General features: G+C 58.2%; 17 protein-coding genes. 3 read left to right on the forward strand and 14 right to left on the reverse strand.

Features of this window, described 5'->3' with window-relative positions:
* Positions 1–19 precede the first annotated feature (19 nt).
* The 7 genes from ACQ4MY_RS21995 to kdpF all read right to left on the reverse strand — a co-directional run bounded on the left by ACQ4MY_RS21995 (position 20) and on the right by kdpF (position 8,618).
* Positions 20–334: a hypothetical protein gene (locus tag ACQ4MY_RS21995; RefSeq protein WP_440096447.1), complete on the reverse strand. Its 315-nt coding sequence runs from the start codon at positions 332–334 to the stop codon at positions 20–22.
* A 121-nt stretch (positions 335–455) separates the two neighbouring features.
* A complete protein-coding gene (locus ACQ4MY_RS22000) occupies positions 456–1,145 on the reverse strand; it encodes a response regulator (protein WP_440096448.1) in 690 nt (229 codons plus the stop codon).
* A 48-nt stretch (positions 1,146–1,193) separates the two neighbouring features.
* The gene (locus ACQ4MY_RS22005) at positions 1,194–3,845 is read right to left on the reverse strand and encodes a DUF4118 domain-containing protein (RefSeq protein WP_440096449.1); all 2,652 of its coding nucleotides are present in this window, start codon (positions 3,843–3,845) and stop codon (positions 1,194–1,196) included.
* Positions 3,846–3,982: 137 nt separating this feature from the next.
* Complete coding sequence (gene kdpC / locus ACQ4MY_RS22010; protein WP_440096450.1) at positions 3,983–4,528, reverse strand: potassium-transporting ATPase subunit KdpC; 546 nt, start codon at positions 4,526–4,528, stop codon at positions 3,983–3,985.
* 228 nt (positions 4,529–4,756) lie between these two features.
* The gene (kdpB, locus tag ACQ4MY_RS22015) at positions 4,757–6,814 is read right to left on the reverse strand and encodes a potassium-transporting ATPase subunit KdpB (protein ID WP_440096451.1); all 2,058 of its coding nucleotides are present in this window, start codon (positions 6,812–6,814) and stop codon (positions 4,757–4,759) included.
* Positions 6,815–6,825: 11 nt separating this feature from the next.
* A complete protein-coding gene (gene kdpA, locus ACQ4MY_RS22020; RefSeq protein WP_440096452.1) occupies positions 6,826–8,520 on the reverse strand; it encodes a potassium-transporting ATPase subunit KdpA in 1,695 nt (564 codons plus the stop codon).
* Positions 8,521–8,528: 8 nt separating this feature from the next.
* On the reverse strand, positions 8,529–8,618 hold the full coding sequence (kdpF, locus tag ACQ4MY_RS22025) for a K(+)-transporting ATPase subunit F (protein WP_007899818.1): 90 nt from the start codon (positions 8,616–8,618) through the stop codon (positions 8,529–8,531).
* A gap of 415 nt (positions 8,619–9,033) precedes the next feature.
* Between kdpF and eat the strand changes: the two genes are divergently transcribed.
* The 3 genes from eat (at position 9,034) to ACQ4MY_RS22040 (ending at position 11,485) form a co-directional block, all read left to right on the forward strand.
* Positions 9,034–10,398, forward strand: coding sequence for an ethanolamine permease (gene eat / locus ACQ4MY_RS22030; protein WP_440096454.1), 1,365 nt, complete (start codon positions 9,034–9,036; stop codon positions 10,396–10,398).
* Between the two features lie 222 nt (positions 10,399–10,620).
* Entirely contained in the window at positions 10,621–10,788 is a 168-nt protein-coding gene (locus ACQ4MY_RS22035) for a DUF2897 family protein (protein WP_008079868.1), read from the forward strand.
* A 139-nt stretch (positions 10,789–10,927) separates the two neighbouring features.
* Positions 10,928–11,485: a TetR/AcrR family transcriptional regulator gene (locus ACQ4MY_RS22040; RefSeq protein WP_008079866.1), complete on the forward strand. Its 558-nt coding sequence runs from the start codon at positions 10,928–10,930 to the stop codon at positions 11,483–11,485.
* Here the strand turns inward: ACQ4MY_RS22040 and fabF are convergent.
* The 7 genes from fabF to wecB all read right to left on the reverse strand — a co-directional run bounded on the left by fabF (position 11,476) and on the right by wecB (position 19,902).
* Entirely contained in the window at positions 11,476–12,756 is a 1,281-nt protein-coding gene (gene fabF, locus ACQ4MY_RS22045) for a beta-ketoacyl-ACP synthase II (RefSeq protein WP_440096455.1), read from the reverse strand. The two genes, ACQ4MY_RS22040 and fabF, sit on opposite strands and share 10 nt — an antisense overlap.
* A gap of 31 nt (positions 12,757–12,787) precedes the next feature.
* Positions 12,788–13,582 (reverse strand): SDR family NAD(P)-dependent oxidoreductase, encoded by a 795-nt coding sequence (locus ACQ4MY_RS22050; protein ID WP_440096456.1) that lies wholly within the window; start codon positions 13,580–13,582, stop codon positions 12,788–12,790.
* A 212-nt stretch (positions 13,583–13,794) separates the two neighbouring features.
* Positions 13,795–14,130, reverse strand: coding sequence for a ComEA family DNA-binding protein (locus ACQ4MY_RS22055; RefSeq protein ID WP_158835871.1), 336 nt, complete (start codon positions 14,128–14,130; stop codon positions 13,795–13,797).
* A 110-nt stretch (positions 14,131–14,240) separates the two neighbouring features.
* A complete protein-coding gene (locus ACQ4MY_RS22060; RefSeq protein WP_440096457.1) occupies positions 14,241–16,235 on the reverse strand; it encodes a polysaccharide biosynthesis protein in 1,995 nt (664 codons plus the stop codon).
* Between the two features lie 1,036 nt (positions 16,236–17,271).
* The gene (locus ACQ4MY_RS22065) at positions 17,272–17,589 is read right to left on the reverse strand and encodes an acyltransferase family protein (protein WP_440096458.1); all 318 of its coding nucleotides are present in this window, start codon (positions 17,587–17,589) and stop codon (positions 17,272–17,274) included.
* A 112-nt stretch (positions 17,590–17,701) separates the two neighbouring features.
* Entirely contained in the window at positions 17,702–18,802 is a 1,101-nt protein-coding gene (locus tag ACQ4MY_RS22070; protein WP_440096460.1) for a glycosyl transferase, read from the reverse strand.
* A complete protein-coding gene (gene wecB, locus ACQ4MY_RS22075) occupies positions 18,802–19,902 on the reverse strand; it encodes a non-hydrolyzing UDP-N-acetylglucosamine 2-epimerase (protein WP_440096461.1) in 1,101 nt (366 codons plus the stop codon). Before wecB ends, ACQ4MY_RS22070 begins: the two co-directional genes overlap by 1 nt.
* Positions 19,903–19,915 lie beyond the last annotated feature (13 nt).

The following is a 19,915-nucleotide window of genomic DNA, read 5'->3' on the forward strand; positions in this document are numbered from 1 at the left end:
GGGCTTTGATGCTTGAATCTTAGCTGCCGGACTTGTAGTAGCTTTGAACCCGCATATTGCCGTCAAACTTCTTCTCGACACCAGTCTGCATGTCGATAACCACGTAGCTGGTCCCCGACTCGTGGCCAGGCGCCGGCGATTCATCGGGCACCCCTGAAGCTTTTTCAGTCGTCCAGATGTAACCGCTGGTGACATTCCATTGACCTGCGAATTGCTTCTGCAGTTCGCGCGCGGCGCTCAGGGTGGGCAACCCACCATGGGTTTGCGCCTCGCGGGCGCAGTTGTTGTAGGTATCGGCATCAATCCGCTGGTATCCATCATTGTGCGTAGACATCAGGCTCTCCAGACACTTCGGGGCTAAGTTGAGCTTGAAAACTAACAGTAGCCACTTCGCCGCAGCACCTGACAGAAATGACAGTCCCGACAGACGGCGGCGCCTTGGCGTCGACCTTCACTCACACCTCCAACAACCGATACCCCACCCCCGCCTCGGTCACGATAAACCGAGGCCGTGTGGGATCATCCGCCAGTTTCTGCCGCAAATGCCCCACCACAATCCGCAGGTAATGGCTGTCCTCGGTGTGTGTCGGCCCCCAGATATCCTTGAGCAATTGCTGCTGAGTGATCACCCGCCCAGGATGCCGCGCCAGTTGCGCCAGCACCGCGTACTCCTTGCGGGTCAGCGCCACTTCTACGCCGTCGAGCAACACCCGCCGATAGGCCAGGTCCACAGTCAACGGGCCGAAATTCAACGCTGCCTGTTGCGCCTCGCCAGCAGGTGCCTGACGCAGCAGCGCACGCACCCGTGCGAGAAACTCCTGGATGCCAAACGGTTTGGTCACGTAGTCGTTGGCGCCGCCATCCAGCGCCTCGACCTTCTGCCCTTCGCCGGCGCGCACCGACAACACCAGTACTGGTGCCGTCGCCCATTCACGAAACTCGCGCAGCACTTGCTGGCCGTCCATGTCCGGCAGGCCAAGGTCGAGCACCAGCAGGTCGGGTTTGTTCAACGCTGCCTGCGCCAGGCCCTCGGCACCGGTGCCGGCCTCCAGCACTTTGTAGCCTTGCGAGGCGAGGCTGATGCGCAGGAATTTACGAATCTGCGGTTCGTCGTCAATGACCAGAATGGTCGAGGTCTGGCTCATGAATTCACATCGATACAAAAGATTGGCAAGAGAGTAGCGCAGTCGGCATCAGGCTTCATTGTCCATCCCCGGTTGCGCCTGCAACGGCAAGTGCAGGGTGATGCAGGTACCACGTCCTTCGATGCCGTCAGCGACAGTGATGCGCCCGCCATGCGCGCCGACCATGCCCTGACAAATCGCCAAGCCGAGGCCCGTGCCCTGGCCGCCACGATCACCACGCGCGGCGGTGTAGAACATGTCGAAAATCTTCGCCCGCTCGTCTTCGGGAATGCCCGGCCCTTCGTCGCTGACCGAGAAGAAAATCTCGCTGTCATCGGCCCCGGCGCGCAACGCCAGACGACCGTGAGGCGGTGAGAAACGTGCAGCGTTTTCCATCACATTGACCAGCGCCTGTTCGATCAGCGCCGCGTGCACAAACAGTAACGGCAACTCGGCCGGCACCTCGGTGCTGACCTGCAACGGCGCCAGCACCGCGCGCAGGCGATTGAGCGAACTGCCGACAATGTCGGCCGGCGACACCCAGTCCCGCGCAAGCTTTAAAGCACCGTGGCCGAGGCGGGTCATGTCGAGCAGATTCTGGATATAGCGGTCGAGGCGTTCGGCTTCATCGCGAGTGCCTTCAAGCAGCTCGCGGCGATCTTCCAGCGGGATGGCTTCGCCGAGCGCCAACAGGCTGTCGATACTGCCGCGCATGGCCGTCAACGGTGTGCGCAAATCATGCGAAACCGAGGCCAGCAGCGCACTGCGCAATTGTTCGGTTTCGCCATGCAGGCGCGCCGCCTCCAGATCATCCGCCAGTTGCGCGCGGGCCAGTGCCTGCGCCAGCGGCTGACTGAGCGCAGTCAGCAAACGCCGACGCTGGCCGCTCAAGGTCTGGCCCTCTTTAGCGCAGACACCGAGCAGCGCCAGCGGCCCGTCCTCGACGGAAAGCGGCCACCACCACCAACGCCCGAACGGCAATGTGCCGGTGCCCATACCCGCCGGTTGATCGTGTTGCCAGGCCCAATCGGCGGCGGCACGCTCAGACTCGGTGAACTGCAGCGGCCCGCCGGTTTCAACTTTCCAGCCGCCCTGCCCGTCACGATTGAGCAGGCACAGTTGCAAATCGCTCCAGCCGTTGAGGTGCTGCGCGGCGGCACTGACCACGGCTTGACGATCGGTCGCGGCGGTAAGTTTGCGCGACAGATCGAGCAGCTCGCTGGTCTCTTCCTGGGTGTCACGCAGCGCTTGTAATTGCCGACGCTGCCGCGCCGCGAGGTTGCCGGTGAGCGCCGCCATCAAGAGGAAAAACAGCAGTGTCAGTACGTCTTCTTCGCGCTGGATGCTGAAGGAAAAATTCGGTGGAATGAACAGAAAATCGTACGTCAGAAACGACAGCGCCGCACACGCCAGGGCCGGGCCCAGACTGCTGCGCACCGCCACCAGCAACACCGCGGCGAGGAACACCAGCGAGATGTTCGGCAGCGGCAACACACTCGACACCGCCCACGCCAAGGCACTGGCCAGCAGCGTGGCGACCAGCGCCAGCGCATAGTCGAACCACACCAGTGTCAGCGGGTTTCGCGGACGCGATTGCGGGTGTTCATGATCGTTGTCGAGGACGTTGATTTCCAGGCCATGGGCCTGACGCAACAGACGCGCGGCCAAGCCACCGCCGAACAGTCGACGGCGCAAACTTGGCCGCGACTGGCCGACCAGCACCAGACTCGCACGGCGTTCAGTCGCGTGCTGAATCAGGGTTTTCGCCACTTCACCGGCGCGCAATAACACCACTTCACCGCCGAGGCGTTCGGCCAACTGTTGCGCGCTTTGCAGGCGCAGGCGTGATTGCTCGTCGCGCACGCTGCCGTTGTCGACGTGCACCAGGCTCCACGGCAGATGCCGACGCTGGGCAACGCGACTGGCGTGACGCACCAGACGTTCGGCCTGCACATCGCCATCGACGCCGACCAACAATCGACCGCGCACCGCCGGCGCTGCCTGACCAAGCTGGCGATAGCCTTGAGCGAGATCGTTATCGACTTGCGCAGCGGCGGTTTGCATCGCCAGTTCGCGCAATGCCGTGAGGTTGGTCTGGGTAAAAAATGCGTCGATGGCCGCGCGTGCCTGCTCCGGGACGTAGACCTTGCCTTCACGCAAACGCTCGAGCAATTCGCGCGGCGGCAGGTCGATCAGCAGCAGTTCGTAGGCTTCTTGCAACACCCAGTCCGGCAGGGTTTCGCGCACCTGCACACCGGTGATGCCACGCACCTGGTCGTTGAGACTTTCGAGGTGCTGGACGTTGACCGTGGTGAACACATCGATGCCGGCGGCGAGCAGTTCCTGAATGTCTTGCCAGCGCTTGGCGTGACGACTGCCGGGGGCGTTGCTGTGGGCCAGTTCATCGACAAGTACAAGCTTCGGTCGGGCCGCCAGAATGCCGTCCAGGTCCATTTCTTCGAGCATCACGCCACGGTATTCCGAGCGCACCAGCGGTTGCTGCGGCAGGCCGCCGAGCAGCGCTTCGGTTTCAGCGCGGCCGTGGGTTTCGACGACCCCGGCGAGGACTTTCACGCCCTGGCGCAGTTGCGTGTGGGCGGCCTGGAGCATGGCGTAGGTTTTACCGACACCGGGGGCGGCGCCGAGGAACACCTTGAGGCGGCCACGGCCGTCGCGGGGCAGGTCTGCTAACAGTGCGTCGGCGCGCCCGGAGTCGCTCATGCTTGATGCTCTCTCTTCCTGATGATCGTTCCCACGCTCTGCGTGGGAATGCAGCCCGGGACGCTCTGCGTCCCACCAAAGCGGACGCGGAGCGTCCATTGATGCATTCCCACGCAGAGCGTGGGAACGATCATCTTCTACAGTTTTTCCAGGGCCATGTTCAGCTCAAGCACATTCACCACCGGCGGCCCCACCAGCGGCTGTTCGATGTGTTTATCAAGCAACTGCTGCAACGACGCTACCGGCAGATTACGCGCCGCCGCGACACGCGCCAGTTGATAGGCAATTGCCGCCGGTGGCAAGTGTGGATCGAGGCCGCTGCCCGAAGTCGTCAGCAGCGCCAGCGGCACCGGACCTTGCCCCGGAACCTGCAATTTATTGGCATCGTCGATCACCCGCGTGGCGAGTGCCGGATTGCTCGGTGCGAGGTTGCTCGCGCTGCTTGAAACAGTGGCAAACGCACCGGCGGAGGGACGCGGATGGAACCACGCATCGCCGACAAAATCCTGGGCGATCAGCGATGAGCCACGCACCTTGCCATCGGCATCGTGAACCAGACTGCCGTTGGCTTGCGCGGGGAACGCGACTTGCGCGACACCGGTCACCACCAGTGGATAGCCAACGCCGGTGACCAGGGTCATCAGCACCAGCAGGCTGAGGGCGGGACGTATCATTGTGGACATTTCAAAATCCTCGAATTCGTTGGGCAAAATTTTGTGGGGTGTCAGGGGCATCGTTTCCCCCTCACCTCAGCCCTCTCCCCAAGGGGGCGAGGGGGAAAGGGAGCCGATCTTCGTGCTCTTGGAGACCTGAGTTCGGCTCGGTATCTCAAGTCGGTGCAGCTCTCACAAACCCCTCGGTCAGTCCCCTCTCCCTCCGGGAGAGGGTTAGGGTGAGGGGCTCTTCAAGAATCAAACCAAATGCAACGCCGTGAGCAACATGTCGATCGCCTTGATCCCCACGAACGGCACCAGAATCCCGCCCACCCCGTAGATCAACAGATTGCGTCGCAACAACGCCGCCGCACTCGCCGCCTGCACGCGTACACCGCGCAAGGCCAGCGGAATCAGCACAACAATGATCAACGCGTTAAAGACGATGGCCGAGAGAATCGCGCTCTGCGGACTGCTCAGGTGCATGATGTTCAGCACCCCGAGTTGCGGGTAGATCGAGGCAAACAGCGCCGGCAGGATCGCGAAGTATTTGGCCACGTCATTGGCGATCGAAAACGTCGTCAACGCACCGCGCGTCACCAGCAATTCCTTGCCGATCTGCACCACGTCCAACAGCTTGGTCGGGTCGCTGTCGAGATCGACCATGTTCGCTGCTTCGCGCGCCGCTTGTGTACCGTCGTTCATCGCCATACCGACGTCAGCCTGGGCCAGTGCCGGAGCATCGTTGGCGCCATCGCCGCACATGGCGACCAGACGCCCGTCGTTTTGCTCATGACGAATGCGCGCGAGTTTTTTCTCTGGAGTCGCCTCAGCGAGAACGTCATCAACACCTGCTTCGGCAGCAATCGCAGCAGCTGTCAGCGGGTTGTCGCCGGTGACCATCACGGTACGAATCCCCAGTTTTCGCAGTTCGGCAAAACGTTCGCGGATACCCGGTTTGACCACGTCCTTGAGGTGGATCGCGCCGAGCAGTTTGCCGTCAGCACAGACCAGCAACGGCGTGCCGCCGCTCTGGGCGATTTTGTCGATTTCCCGCGACAGCGCCGGAGCCAGATCCGAGCGTTTCTGGCCAAGGAAACTCAGCAGCGAATCCACCGCGCCTTTGCGATACACACGACCTTGATAGTCGACGCCGGACAAGCGGGTTTCTGCACTGAACGGCACGGCAGTCAGGGTTTCCAGCGCCGGCTCAGCCTGTGGATGCAGACCGCGCAGGTACTCGACAATGGATTTGCCTTCCGCCGTGTCATCCGCCAGCGAGGCGAACAGCGCGCCTTCAGCCAAATCGCGACCGCTCACACCGGGCGCGGCATACACCGCGCTGCACCGACGGTTGCCGAAAGTGATGGTGCCGGTCTTGTCGAGCAGCAGCACATGCACGTCGCCCGCCGCTTCCACGGCGCGGCCGGATTTGGCGATCACGTTGAGGCGCACCAGACGGTCCATCCCGGCGATACCGATCGCCGACAGCAGACCACCGATGGTGGTCGGAATCAGCGTGACCAGCAGCGCCACCAGGAACACCAGCGGCAGGCTGCCGTTGGCAAAATGGGCGAACGGTTGCAGGGTCACGACCACCAACAGGAAGATCAGAGTCAGGCCGATCAGCAGAATATCCAGCGCCACTTCGTTCGGGGTTTTCTGGCGTTTGGCGCCTTCGACCAGGGCGATCATGCGATCCAGAGTCGACTCGCCCGGGTTGACGGTGATCTTCACCAGCAACCAGTCGGACACCAGTCGGGTGTTACCGGTGACGGCCGAACGGTCGCCGCCAGACTCACGAATCACCGGCGCCGATTCACCGGTGATCGCCGCTTCGTTCACTGCGGCGATGCCTTCGATGACTTCGCCGTCACCGGGGATCATTTCCCCCGCTTCGACGCGCACCACATCGCCCTTGCGCAGACTTGCCGCAGGCACGACTTGAAAGCTGCCATTGGCCTGTTTGCGCCGCGCACTGAGGCCTTCGCTGCCGGCCTTGAGACTGTCGGCGCGGGCCTTGCCGCGACCTTCGGCCAAGGCCTCGGCGAAGTTGGCGAACAACACGGTGAACCACAGCCACAGAGCGATTTGTGCGGCGACAAAGGTCGGCACATCGGCGTCGGGAATGAAGCACAGCACGGTGGTGAAAATCGCGGTCAGTTCGACCACCAGCATCACCGGCGAGCGCTTCAATTGCCGCGGATCGAGCTTGACGAAAGCTTGCACCAGCGCCGGCCGCCACAGGGCCGAGATCGCGGTTTTCGCCTGTTCCGGCGCCTTGACGGCAGCGGGTTTGATTGCGGGCATATTCATCATTCAGCTCCTTAGAAGCCCATGCTCAAGTGTTCGGCAATCGGGCCGAGCGCCAGGGTTGGCAGGAAGGTCAGGCCGCCCACCAGCAAAATGGTCACGGTCAACAGGGTCACGAACAGCGGGCCGTGGGTCGGGAAGCTGTTCTGGCCGATCGGTGCGGTTTTCTTCATCGCCAGACTGCCGGCCAAGGCCAGAACCGGGAGGATGTAACCGAAGCGACCGATCAACATACCTAGCCCCAACATCAAGTTGTGAAATGGCGTATTCGCGCTCAGACCACCGAACGCCGAGCCGTTGTTGGCACTTGCCGAGGTGTAGGCGTAAAGCAACTGGCTGAAACCGTGCGGGCCGGGGTTGCTGATGGTCGCCGCAGCACTGGGAACCGTGGCAGCAATCGCACCGAGCACCAGCACGCCGACCGGCATCACCAGCAGCGTCACCACCAGCAGTTGCACTTCACGCGCCTGGAGTTTCTTGCCGAGGTATTCCGGCGTACGTCCGATCATCAAACCGGCGAGGAACACCGCGATCAGCACGTTGAGCAACATGCCGTAAAGCCCGGCACCGACGCCGCCGAAGATCACTTCGCCGACCATCATGTTGACCAGCGCGACCATGCCGCTGAGCGGGTTGAGGCTGTCGTGCATGCCGTTGACCGAACCGTTCGACGCCGCTGTGGTGGTCACCGACCAAAGCACGGTGGCGGTGGTGCCAAAGCGCACTTCCTTGCCTTCCAGCGGAGCGGTCTGCTCAACAGCAGCATTGTTCAGGGTTGGATTCGGTTGGTATTCAGCCCACAGCGAGGTCGCGCCGCCGATCAGGAACAGCGCCAGCATGCAGGCGATGATCGCGCGGCTCTGACGCAGGTCTTTGACGTAATGGCCGAAGGTGAACACCAGCGCCACCGGGATCAGAATGATCGAGGTGACTTCGAACAGGTTGCTCCACGCGGTCGGGTTCTCGAATGGATGCGCTGAATTGACGCCGAAGAAGCCGCCACCGTTAGTGCCCAGTTGCTTGATCGCAATCTGACTCGCGGCCGGGCCCAGGGGAATGACTTGATCAACGCCCTGCATCGTCACGGCATTCACGTACTGCGCGAACGTTTGCGGCACGCCCTGCCAGACCAGATACAGCGCCAGCAACAGGCACAGCGGCAGCAAGCCGTAGAGGGTGGCGCGGGTCATGTCGACCCAGAAGTTGCCGAGGGTTTTCGTCGATTTGCGCCCGATGCCACGGCACAGCGCAACCAGTACGGCGAGGCCGGTGGCGGCGCTGACGAAGTTCTGCACGGTGAGGCCGACCATCTGGCTCAGGTAGCTGAGGGTCGCTTCGCCGCTGTAGGACTGCCAGTTGGTGTTGGTCATGAAACTGACCGCGGTGTTGAACGCCTGCGTCCATTCCTGGCCCGGCAGGTTCTGCGGATTGAGCGGCAAGTGATCCTGGAATAACAGGATCGCGAACAGCAGCAGGAAACCGGCAAGGTTGAACGCGAGCAGCGCCAGCGTGTATTTCTGCCAGCTCTGTTCAACCTCGGGATCGACCCCGGCGATGCGGTAGCAACCGCGCTCGACCGGGCCGAGAATCGGCGTCAGCCAGGTGCGCTGACCTTCCATCACTTTGTAGTAGAAGCGCCCGAGCAGCGGCGCTGGCAGCAAGACCACCGCGAAAAACGCGAGGATCAGCCAATAGTCATAACTGTGCATAGCCGCTCCTAGTTCCGATCCGCGCGCAACAGCGCAACCAACAGATAAATGAACAGCCCCACTGCCAGCAGCAGTGACACCCCGTCCAGAACGCTCATGGAAGATCTCCGTGTTACGGCGTATTGCCGCGTGTGGGGTGATTGTCCGAAAGGCGGCTGTAAAGGAACGAGACCGAGGGGGTTGGCTAGGCATAAAGAAAGCGTAAAGAGTGGGTTTATGCGGGCTTTACGGCGGTGTTTGCACCTGCCTCATCGCTGGCAAGCCAGCTCCCACAGGTTTCTGGGGTGTACGCAATATTTGTGAACGACCGAGATCACTGTGGGAGCGGGCTTGCCCGCGATGACGGCGGCCCTATCGGCATCGCACCTAGATGGCGCGCAGATTCGTTGGCGCTGCGACTTGAGCATCCCCGATACGACAGTTTTCAACTCATTACGACTTGTTTCAGCGCAATGGCACGCCCACTGCACACGCTCTCCCCCGAGCTTTCCAAACCGTTCAGGGAGCAAGCGCATGAACATACAACTCAAACCCACGCTGGGCACGTTGCACCTGTGGGGCATTGCCGTCGGGCTGGTGATTTCCGGTGAGTATTTCGGCTGGAGTTACGGCTGGGGCGTCGCCGGCACACTGGGCTTTCTGGTGACCTCGTTCATGGTCGCGACCATGTACACCTGCTTCATTTTCAGTTTTACCGAGTTGACCACTGCAATTCCCCACGCCGGCGGGCCGTTTGCCTACAGCCGCCGTGCCTTCGGTGAGAAAGGTGGTTTGATTGCCGGGCTGGCGACGTTGATCGAGTTCGTCTTTGCGCCCCCGGCCATTGCGCTGGCGATTGGCGCGTACCTGAATGTGCAGTTTCCGGCGCTTGATCCGAAACACGCGGCGGTCGGCGCTTACATCGTGTTCATGGGGTTGAACATCCTCGGCGTGAAGCTGGCGGCGACGTTCGAATTGATCGTCTGCGTGCTGGCCGTTGCCGAATTACTAGTGTTCATGGGCGTGGTGGCTCCGGCCTTCAGCTTCAGCAACTTTGCCCTCAATGGCTGGGCCGGTTCCGATGTGTTCGGTGCTCCGGCAATTGCCGGGATATTCGCGGCGATACCGTTTGCGATCTGGTTCTTCCTGGCCATCGAAGGTGCAGCGATGGCTGCCGAAGAAGCCAAGGACCCGAAACGCACGATCCCCAAGGCCTACATCAGCGGCATTCTGACTTTGGTTTTACTGGCGATGGGTGTGATGTTCTTCGCCGGCGGCGTCGGCGACTGGCGCACCTTGGCCAACATCAACGACCCACTGCCGCAGGCCATGAAAACCGTGGTCGGCGACAACTCCGGCTGGCTGCACATGTTGGTGTGGATCGGCCTGTTCGGCCTGGTGGCGAGCTTCCACGGGATCATTCTCGGTTACTCGCGCCAGTTCTTCGCTCTCGCCCGCGCGGGTTACCTGCCGGCTTCACTGGCGAAACTCTCGCGCTTCCAGACGCCACACCGCGCCATCATTGCCGGCGGCGTCATTGGCATCGCCGCGATCTACAGCGACGGCCTGATCAACCTCGGCGGCATGACCCTCACCGCCGCGATGATCACCATGGCGGTGTTCGGCGCGATCGTGATGTACATCATGAGCATGCTCAGCCTGTTCAAATTGCGCAAAACCGAACCGAACCTGGAGCGCACCTTTCGCGCGCCGTGCTATCCGTTGATTCCGCTGATCGCGCTGGTGCTGGCGGTGGTGTGCCTGATCGCCATGGCGTGGTTCAACGCCCTGATCGGGCTGATTTTCCTCGGCTTCATGGCCGTGGGATTCGCCTACTTCCTGCTCACCGGCCAGTTGCGCGCCAACGCCCCGGCCGACGCCATGCTCACGGGCCAGTAACCCCTCATGTAGGAGCTGCCGAAGGCTGCGATCTGTTGACTTTGTTTTTTTAGAAACAAGATCAAAAGATCGCAGCCTGCGGCAGCTCCTACAGGGAATTAAGGTGCAGCAGGGATATCGGGCCTAGAATGGAACCACTGCGAAGTCGCTTCGCTCAAAAGTGGTAAGCAGCATCGCACGACGAAATCCTCGTCGGTCGATCTGCCATTAAGGAGAGCCGTTATGCCCTGGTATGCCTGGTTGATTCTGGTCGTTGCAATCGGCTCGATCGTTGGCGGTCTGATGATGTTGCGAGACACCGCCAACAAGGTCGAACTGACCGATGAAGAACGCAAACGCATCGCTGAGCGCAATGCCGAAGCGGATGCCAAAGAAGCGCAAGACCGCTGAAACAAACCCCGCCCAATCGGCGGGGTTTGTGTTTTTTCGACGCTTTGGACTTATCTGCATGCTTTTTAGAAGTAGAAGTACAGTCACCATTTAATTTTCCGTGGTTAAGATGGTGGCCTTGTTGCGGAGAGAGTTTCAGATGCGTTACTCGCAGGACCATAAAGCCCAGACTCATCAGCGCATCATCAAGGAGGCTTCGGCACGATTTCGCAAGGACGGAATTGGCGCCACTGGCCTGCAACCCTTGATGAAAGCGCTAGGTCTGACCCATGGCGGCTTCTATTCGCACTTCAAGTCCAAGGACGAGTTGGTGGAGAAGGCCCTGCAGGAAGCAGGGGAACAACTTGATGCACACTGCGCGATGTTGTTTTCCGAAGCGCTGCCACTGCAAGCCTTCATCGACAGTTACCTGTCCGAATGGCACTACACCTCGCCTCATGAAGGCTGTCCGCTGCCCACCATGTCTTCCGAGCTCGGCTTGCGCGGTCAGCCAAGCCCGACCACCGACGGCGTGCTCAACGCCCGCCTGGAACAAGTGCAAAACACTCTGGGTGGCGAGAGCGCCGCCGATCGCAGCATCGTCATCATGGCCACCCTGGTCGGCGCGCTGGTGCTCGCACGCAGTGTCGAGAACCCGCAATTGGCCCAGCGGATTCTCGACGTCACACGCGCTCATCTGAAACAGGATCAGGACTGATCCGGCCAGCGCTTGAACAGTACGCTGGCGTTCACACCGCCGAAACCGAAGCCGTTGGACAGCGCGTATTCAATCGGCATCGGCCTTGCCTGACCATGGACAATGTCCACGCCCTCGGTAGCCGGATCCGGGTTGTCGTAGTTGAGCGTCGGCGGCACCACTTGATCGCGAATCGCCAACAACGTGAAGATCGCCTCCAGCCCGCCGGCAGCACCAAGCAAATGCCCGGAGGCTGACTTGGTCGAAGTAACGGCGATCTTGTTGTCCTGACCAAACACACTCTTGATCGCTGCCAACTCCCCCAAATCACCCACCGGCGTGGAAGTGGCGTGAGCGTTGAGGTGTTGCACCTGATCCGGGTTTACTCCGGCTTGAGTCAATGCCAACGCCATCGCCCGGCGCGCACCGCTGCCATCTTCCGGCCCGGCGGTCAGATGATAGGCGTCAGCGCTGGTGCCATACCCGACGAGTTCAGCCAGAGGCCGAGCGCCCCGGGCCAAGGCATGTTCCAGTGATTCGATGACCAACAGGCCGGCGCCTTCGCCCATGACAAAACCGTCGCGCCCGCTATCAAAGGGGCGTGAAGCACGTTCGGGGGTGTCGTTATAGCCGCTGGACAGCGCCCGAGCGGCAGCGAAACCGGCGAGGCTGACCCGATCAATCGCCGCTTCTGCCCCTCCGCACACAGCAATATCCGCTTCGCCGGCGCGAATCAGCCGTGCCGCATCGCCAATCGCCTGAACCCCGGCGGCACATGCCGTCACGGGTGCGCCCAAGGGACCTTTCAAACCGTGCTGGATCGACACATGCCCGGCCGCCAGATTGACCAGAAACGAGGGAATCGTAAATGGCGACAAACGTCGTGGACCGCGACTGTCGGTGGTGCGCACGGCGTCGGCAATGGCGCCGAAGCCGCCGACACCGGAGCCGATGATGGTCGCGGTGCGTTCCTGATCGACGCTGTCGGTCGGATGCCACCCCGCCTGCTCCAGTGCCTGGCGGGCGGCCTCCATGGCGAACAGAATGAAGCGGTCCATTTTCTTCTGTTCTTTCGGTGGCGTGGCGCGATCCGGATCGAATCCCGCCTCGGCATCCTCCTCAAGGGTCAAAACCCTGCCGCCAACGCTGGTCGGCAAGTCGGCGACCACTGCGTCGGGCAAATTACGCAGACCCGAGCGTCCGGCCAGCAAACGCCGCCAGACAATTTCGACATCACTGCCCAAGGGTGAAACCAGGCCCATCCCCGTGACGACTACTCGACGCTGATCCATACCGTGGTGTCCTCTGATCAATGGATTGGCCTTACTTGTAACGTTGGGCTGCGGAACTGTGCGAAAGGTTCGGAGCCATGACAAGGCGCGCGGCGACGAATGCTTGCCAATCGGCGGCATCGGGCAGTGACGGAATGGTGATCAACTCGCCCTGATCCAGACCGGTCAGCGCTGCATCAACCATCTCGCCGGCTTCCATGACCATTTCCGCCGGAATGCCGCTGGCATCGATCCCGGAACGCTCCCAGATTTCAGTGCGGGTAACCCCCGGCAATACGGCCTGGACCTGAACACCGGTGCCCTCAAGCTCGGCGTTCAGCGATTGACTGAGGCTCAGCACGTAGGCCTTGCTGGCGCTGTAGGTAGCGTTGAAGCGCTCCGGAAACAGCGCCACCACCGAGGCGATGTTAATAATCGTACCCCGCCCGGCCTTGGCGAAAGCGGCAGCGGCCGCCGAAGCCAGACGCGTGACTGCGGTGATGTTCAACTGGATCAGGCGCTCCAGTTGATCCAGATCGGCGTTGGCCAGTAGACCGTCGGCGGCAACACCAGCGTTGTTCAGTAACAGGCTGATGCTCGAATCGCTGCGCAGACGCTGTTCGACCTTGAGCACATCGTCCTTTTGCGTCAGATCCGCTTTGAGCACCTCGACCTGCACACCGTGGGCTTCGCGCAATTGGCTTGCAGCGCTCTCCAGACGTTCCTGATCACGTGCTACCAACAGTAGATCAAAACCACGTGCGGCCAGACGCTCGGCGTAGATCGCACCGATACCGGACGATGCGCCAGTCACCAGAGCCGTGCCTTGGGATTTTGCGGAATTCATGCCAGTACTCCTGAAAATGCTCGAAATGAGAAAGCCGCACAGGACATGACAATCCGTGCCGACAATTTATTATAGGCATAATCTAAAACCGATATGATAGTCGTAATTTTTTATCGTCCGACAAACGTCTTCACGCCCATTACGACTTGCATCAAACAGCTGCAACAAAAAAGGCCGGTCAATGACCGGCCTCATGGCTTGGAAAAATCAGCTTAGTTCACTTCCAGCTTTTCACGATTGCGATCAAGGATCGCCTTGCCAATCCCCTTCACTTCCAGCAATTCATCCACGGATGCGAACGGCCCATTTGTTTCTCGATATGCAACAATCGCTTTCGCCTTGGCTTCACCGACTCCGGACAGCTCTTTCTGCAACATTGCCGCATCGGCGTCGTTGAGATCGATTTTTGCGACTTGGGAAGTGGCGGCCAAGTCAGTCACGAGAGGCGCCTTCGGCAACTCCGGCGTCGTAGCAGGCGCTGCAATCGCCGTTATCGAGGCGCTGGTCAGCAAGGCAAAAATCAACGAGTAGAAATAACCGGTACGCATAAGTGACGCTCCATCATCATTTGAGAAAGCAGCTTTTCCGAAGCTGCTCTCCAAACGTAGGTCATGAGGGGCACATGTCAAAAATGCGAGCGTTACAGGATGTGAAACAATCAGGGCTCGAGACGGCGTTGCTGATAGATCCAGTCAACGATTTCGCCATCGGGGGTGTAGCCGCTGACAGTTTCGCGCAGCAATTGACGTACTCGCGAATAGTCATCCCGTTCGACGGCAGCGAGCAATTCGCTCAATCGGGCCTTCAAGACATCCCAGGGCAGATGATCTTCATTGGCGGTCATGATCATCGGATGTGGCGTCGCAGCGACGTTGTCGCCGATCAGCAGCTCCTCGTAGAGCTTCTCGCCAGGGCGCAATCCGGTGAACTCGATGGAAATATCACCTTGGAGGTTACGCTCGGAACGGATGCTCAAACCGGAAAGATGGATCATTTTTTCCGCCAGCTCGACGATTCTTACTGGCTCTCCCATATCGAGAACGAAAACATCTCCGCCCTGCCCCATGGACCCCGCCTGAATGACCAATTGCGCCGCCTCAGGGATTGTCATGAAATAACGGGTAATTTTCGGATGAGTGACCGTCAGTGGACCGCCCGACTTGATCTGGCTGTGAAACAACGGAATGACGGAGCCGGAAGAACCCAGGACATTTCCGAATCGAACCATGGTGAAACGGGTTTTGTTAACCCGTGAAACATTCCCGTTATCGCCGAACAATACCGGCGCAATCTCACGGCTGAGCGCCTGCAGCGTGAGTTCTGCAAGACGTTTGGTGCTGCCCATCACGTTGGTCGGTCTGACAGCCTTGTCCGTCGAGATTAGAACAAAGTTCGCAACGCCGGACTGCAAAGCCGCCTGTGCGGTATTGAGGGTACCGATAACGTTATTCAAAACACCTTCAGCGATATTGTGTTCAACCATCGGCACATGTTTGTAGGCCGCCGCGTGATACACGGTGTCGACCTGCCAGGTTTTCATCACATCCAGGAGTTTATCCTGATAACGAATAGAACCAAGAACGGGCAACAAACGAATCGGAACCGACTCTCGGGAACAGCGCTGCTCCAGCTCCGATAAAATGCTGTAGAGGTTGAACTCACTGTGTTCAAACAGAATCAGGGTCGTCGGCCCCAAAGTAAAAATCTGTCGGCACAGTTCAGAGCCGATTGAACCGCCAGCACCGGTTACCATGACGACCTTGCCTTTGATGCAACGAGCCAACAGATCGGGTTGAGCCGGCACCGAGTCACGTCCAAGCAAATCCGCTATATCGACTTCCTGAATGTCTTCAACTTTCACCCGCCCGCTGGCCAGATCAGTGAAATTCGGCACACTGCGAACGTGTAACGGGAAACCTTCGAGTAAATTGAGTACTTCCCTGCGACGTGCCCGGGTTGTCGACGGCAGAGCCAGAAGAATCTCCTGCGCTCCTGTGACATCAATCATTTGCTGGATGTGCTTGGGCTTGTAGACCTGAAGACCGGAAATCGAGCGATCCGATATGCTCTGGTCATCATCGATGAAGGCGACCGGCCGCATGACCCGCCCCATCCGCAGGGCGGCCACGAGTTGATTGCCTGCCACTCCCGCACCGTAGACCGCCACCTTGGTCAGTCCATCATCACGACTTGTAAAAGGAACATGTTGGGCGGCCGTGAACCAATCACCCATGAAGTACTGGCGCATGCACAGTCGCAAGCCACCGATGATGACGAGACTGAGCCACCAGTAGTTGAAGATGATCGAACGGGGGACGACTGCTTCGTGGTTGCTGTACCAGTAAACGACCAACGCCAGAATCAACGACGAAAGGCTCACGGCCTTGATGATTGCTATAAGCGCATCGTTGCCGAAGTAACGCATGACAGCCCGGTACATGCCGAACCGGATGAAAAGTGGAATGGCGACAACGGGAGCGCATGCAAAAAGCCAGAAATGGACACGCAATGGGTTGTACATGTCGTCCAGGCCGAGCCGGACGATGAAAGCCAGCCATAGCGAAGCCCAGACCAACAGAATGTCGGTAGCGATCTGAATCAGACGCTTTTGGCGACGAGGCAGATTTAATAAAAGGGTGCGTAATTTATCCATAAATCTTAACCAACGAGGTTCGATCCCGCTCAAGGTCTGCAGTCATTATACGAGGCTGGCGGGAATCGCTCCCGGCTCTCGACAAGATAGCTTAGCATTGCCGAGGGTTGGCATGGGTTCCTGAAATCATGGCAGTAGCAATTAACCGCAAGATCAATGGAAAAGGCTGGGCTTAGCGAAGTGAATGCGCCGCAGCATGACTCGACGGACTTTACCCCGTTGAGTCATGCTGCGGATAATCAGGCTCTACGAGCGTTGATGGAGTTCCATCCAGACAGAAGCAACTGCTTCGACCAAGTGGCTCCCGCGCGCACCAGATATCGATCCATAGCGAGCGAAATCAACGTGCCGCCGGCAATATAAATAGCCCAGGTGTGTACTGTATCCCACTGATAATAAGGGCCCACAATATCCACCGGCTTGATTATACCGATTGCACACAGTACGAGATTGATAAGGAAGAACCCAAAAAGGTGGTGAAGCAAGATCGGAAATGAATTGCGTCCAATATAACCGGCACATTACTGCATGATTGATTTTTCGCGAGAATATCGGAGATCGCGTAGAAAAATGCAATACTGAGAACACTGCTTACCACGGGCAGATAAGCATTCTGATATTTTGAAGCCTGCATCCAGAAATCAAGATTACCGGCCACCACCCAGAATTGCTGCTGGATAGCATACAGCGCCGCAATTACAAAAACATGTTTGAGGAACCGCTGGAGATTGTATTTTTGGAACAGGGCACCCCGATAGTAAAAAACAGTGCAAACGCAAAACGCAAATAAGGGATTTTTCCCCAGTCAACTGTTTGACTGTTGTACATCGCAACACTGTATCCGACAGCAGCGAGTCCCAGCAAAAAATAAGCGACCAGAAAAAAAACTGAAATCGCCGACTTCCCGCCCTCATTCCGATTCAACAAGCAAAACAATCTCACATGAAAGATCGAAAAATAAACCCGAACAAACAACAGGCATGGAGTAAACCAGTAAGCGGCAGTAAAAACGTAAGCCCCTGAACCACCAAACTGATTAAAGATTATTTTTTATCGAGAACGACTCCGAGAAATAGCTGAAGCCATAAAAATTCAATATTAGGCAGACGCACGCATATGCAAAATAGAAAAATGTCGAATACAACAGCAACACTCTTACATTTTTCTTTAAAACCGAAACGATTCCTTCGCGATGACTTTCAGAAAAGAAAATTCCGGAAAGAAAGAAGAACAGTGGCATATGAAATGAATATGGCGTAAACGGATATAAGCCGACACCACTGCTCGCATGGCCAGCGACGACTGAAAGTATCCCTATTCCCCGAAATACGTCGACACTGAGATTCCGAACCACACGCCCTCCTTCAAATCAGCAAAAAACCATTACTTGACTGATTCAAAAAACAAAATACCGCAACCCTTTTAACTTGCAGGGCAGCGGTATTTTTAAAAAAATCATACCCCCATCACAAAACGATATCTGCTCGCTCAAACCGCACGGCCCACGTATTATCGCTCACAAATTTACTACTACCATCCAAGGCTTCCCTGAAATCAATAGCTGCAACAACGGAGCGACCGATATCATTTTTTGACTTGCTGATGAATGTGCCTGCAGCGCTCTCTCGAAAGCTCATCTCGCCAAAATCGGTAGAAACAACTGTCAGGCCCAGCGCTCGATATTCATAGTACTTGATCGGATCAACTGAGACGGTCAGTTCATTTTTCTTGAAGGGAATAAGCCCAACATCAAAATCGCGCATCGCGCGAAGCGCAACATCATGGGCGCAGGGCGGCAACATCTCGATATTGGCAGGCAACTGAAAAGGAGCCGGAGAAAAGACCGGGCCGATCAAACGGATAACGTCATCGGGTCGCAACTTGGCCAGAGCCAGAATCCAGTCCCAATCGAACCAGGCGCCAATAGTGCCAACATAGCCAAATACTGTTTGCTCACGCTCTGAACGGATCTCAAGAGGTGCAGGCAGCAATGTTTCATCAAGTGCATTGGGGACGAAACACACGCTTGCCTTCTCAGCCGACCAGCGGCTTTTCAGAGCGGTACTCGATACCCATACCTTCTCTACAGCCTGAACGAGTCGGCGCTCTCGATACGCCATAGCCATGCGTGAAAGTCCGGCGTAAAACGCCGGAAAATCGTCCATGGCATCGTATATGGAGTGCTTAGGCTTGAACACCTTCAGTATTTTCAGCGCCAACACCGAAGGCTTGCCCACGACAACCAAAGGATCCTGCACACCCAGTTGTTGCTTTACATCTTTGATCAATGGCGACCAGAGAATACTGTTGATCCACACCGAGCCTGGTAGCGGCTCAATGGGAATCGCACGAGGCGTCAGCACTCTCAACCATTCGGGAATGACTTTGCTCGCGCCCTTTTCAGCCGTTCCACCGCGCTTCAGATCGTCTGGCTTGGGAAAACGGGTTGGATAGGGTTCGATCCAGATTACTTGTCGCCCGGTGCGGCCGTGGAACCACTCGACAAACTTGTGAGGGCGCTGGGAAAAGCTGGACCAGGGAACGGGCGACAAATAAACCAGAGTCATCAGTTAAAGTACTCTCGCAGCGAATTTACAATCCGTTCTGCGCCATGCCCGTCACCATAAGGAGAAACGCCACGAGCCATTTCACGATAGGCCGCTTCGTCATCCAGCAAGCGCTGCGCCTCACTAACAATAACGTCGTAGTTAGAGCCAACCAGTTTAACCACACCGAACTCAACTGCTTCCGGCCGCTCTGTCTCTTCACGCAGCACCAATACAGGCTTGCCCAACGCCGGCGCCTCTTCCTGAACACCACCAGAGTCCGTCAAGATCAAGTAGGCACGCTTCATCGCCGCCACGAATGGCGCGTACTCCAGCGGGTCGCAGAGAACAAAGTTGGACACAGGCCCCAGGAGTTCATGGGCAACATCCTTGACGTTCGGGTTCGGATGTACCGGATACAGGAACTGAACGTCAGGATTATTTTCAGCCAACGTGCGCAGGGCACGGCAAATATTGCGGAACGGCTCGCCAAAGTTCTCGCGGCGGTGCGAAGTCACCAGAACAAGCCGCTTGTTCGGATCCAATTCGATACCCAGTTCCAGATCCTTCGCAGCGGTCATCAACAACGCATCGATCACGGTATTGCCGGTGACGATGATGTCGGAGTCGGGAACGCCTTCACGCAGCAGGTTTTGCCGGGAACCCTCGGTAGGCGCGAAATGCCAGCGTGCCAGTTTGCCCGCAATCACACGATTAGCCTCTTCCGGGAAAGGGTTTTGCATATCCCAGGTACGCAGACCTGCCTCTACATGACCAATTGGAATCCGGTGATAGAAACACGCGAGCGCGACGGTCATGACGGTAGTGGTGTCGCCCTGAACCAGAACGATGTCCGGCTTCTCGGCATTCAATACGCCGTCCATTTCCAGCAGCAATCGAGCAGTCAGCGTAGTGAGTGCCTGATTGGGACGCATGATGTCCAGATCGATATCTTGCTTGATGCCGAAAAAGCTCATGACCTGGTCAAGCATATGACGGTGCTGGGCAGTCGCCAGAACTCGAACATCTGCCCACGGTTCGTTTTTCAGTGCCAGGATGACGGGGGCCATCTTGATCGCTTCCGGACGGGTCCCTACAACGCAAAGAATTTTTCGTTTCACAAGCGTACTTCCT

Source organism: Pseudomonas sp. SM4 (assembly GCF_051913165.1).
Classification (GTDB): domain Bacteria; phylum Pseudomonadota; class Gammaproteobacteria; order Pseudomonadales; family Pseudomonadaceae; genus Aquipseudomonas.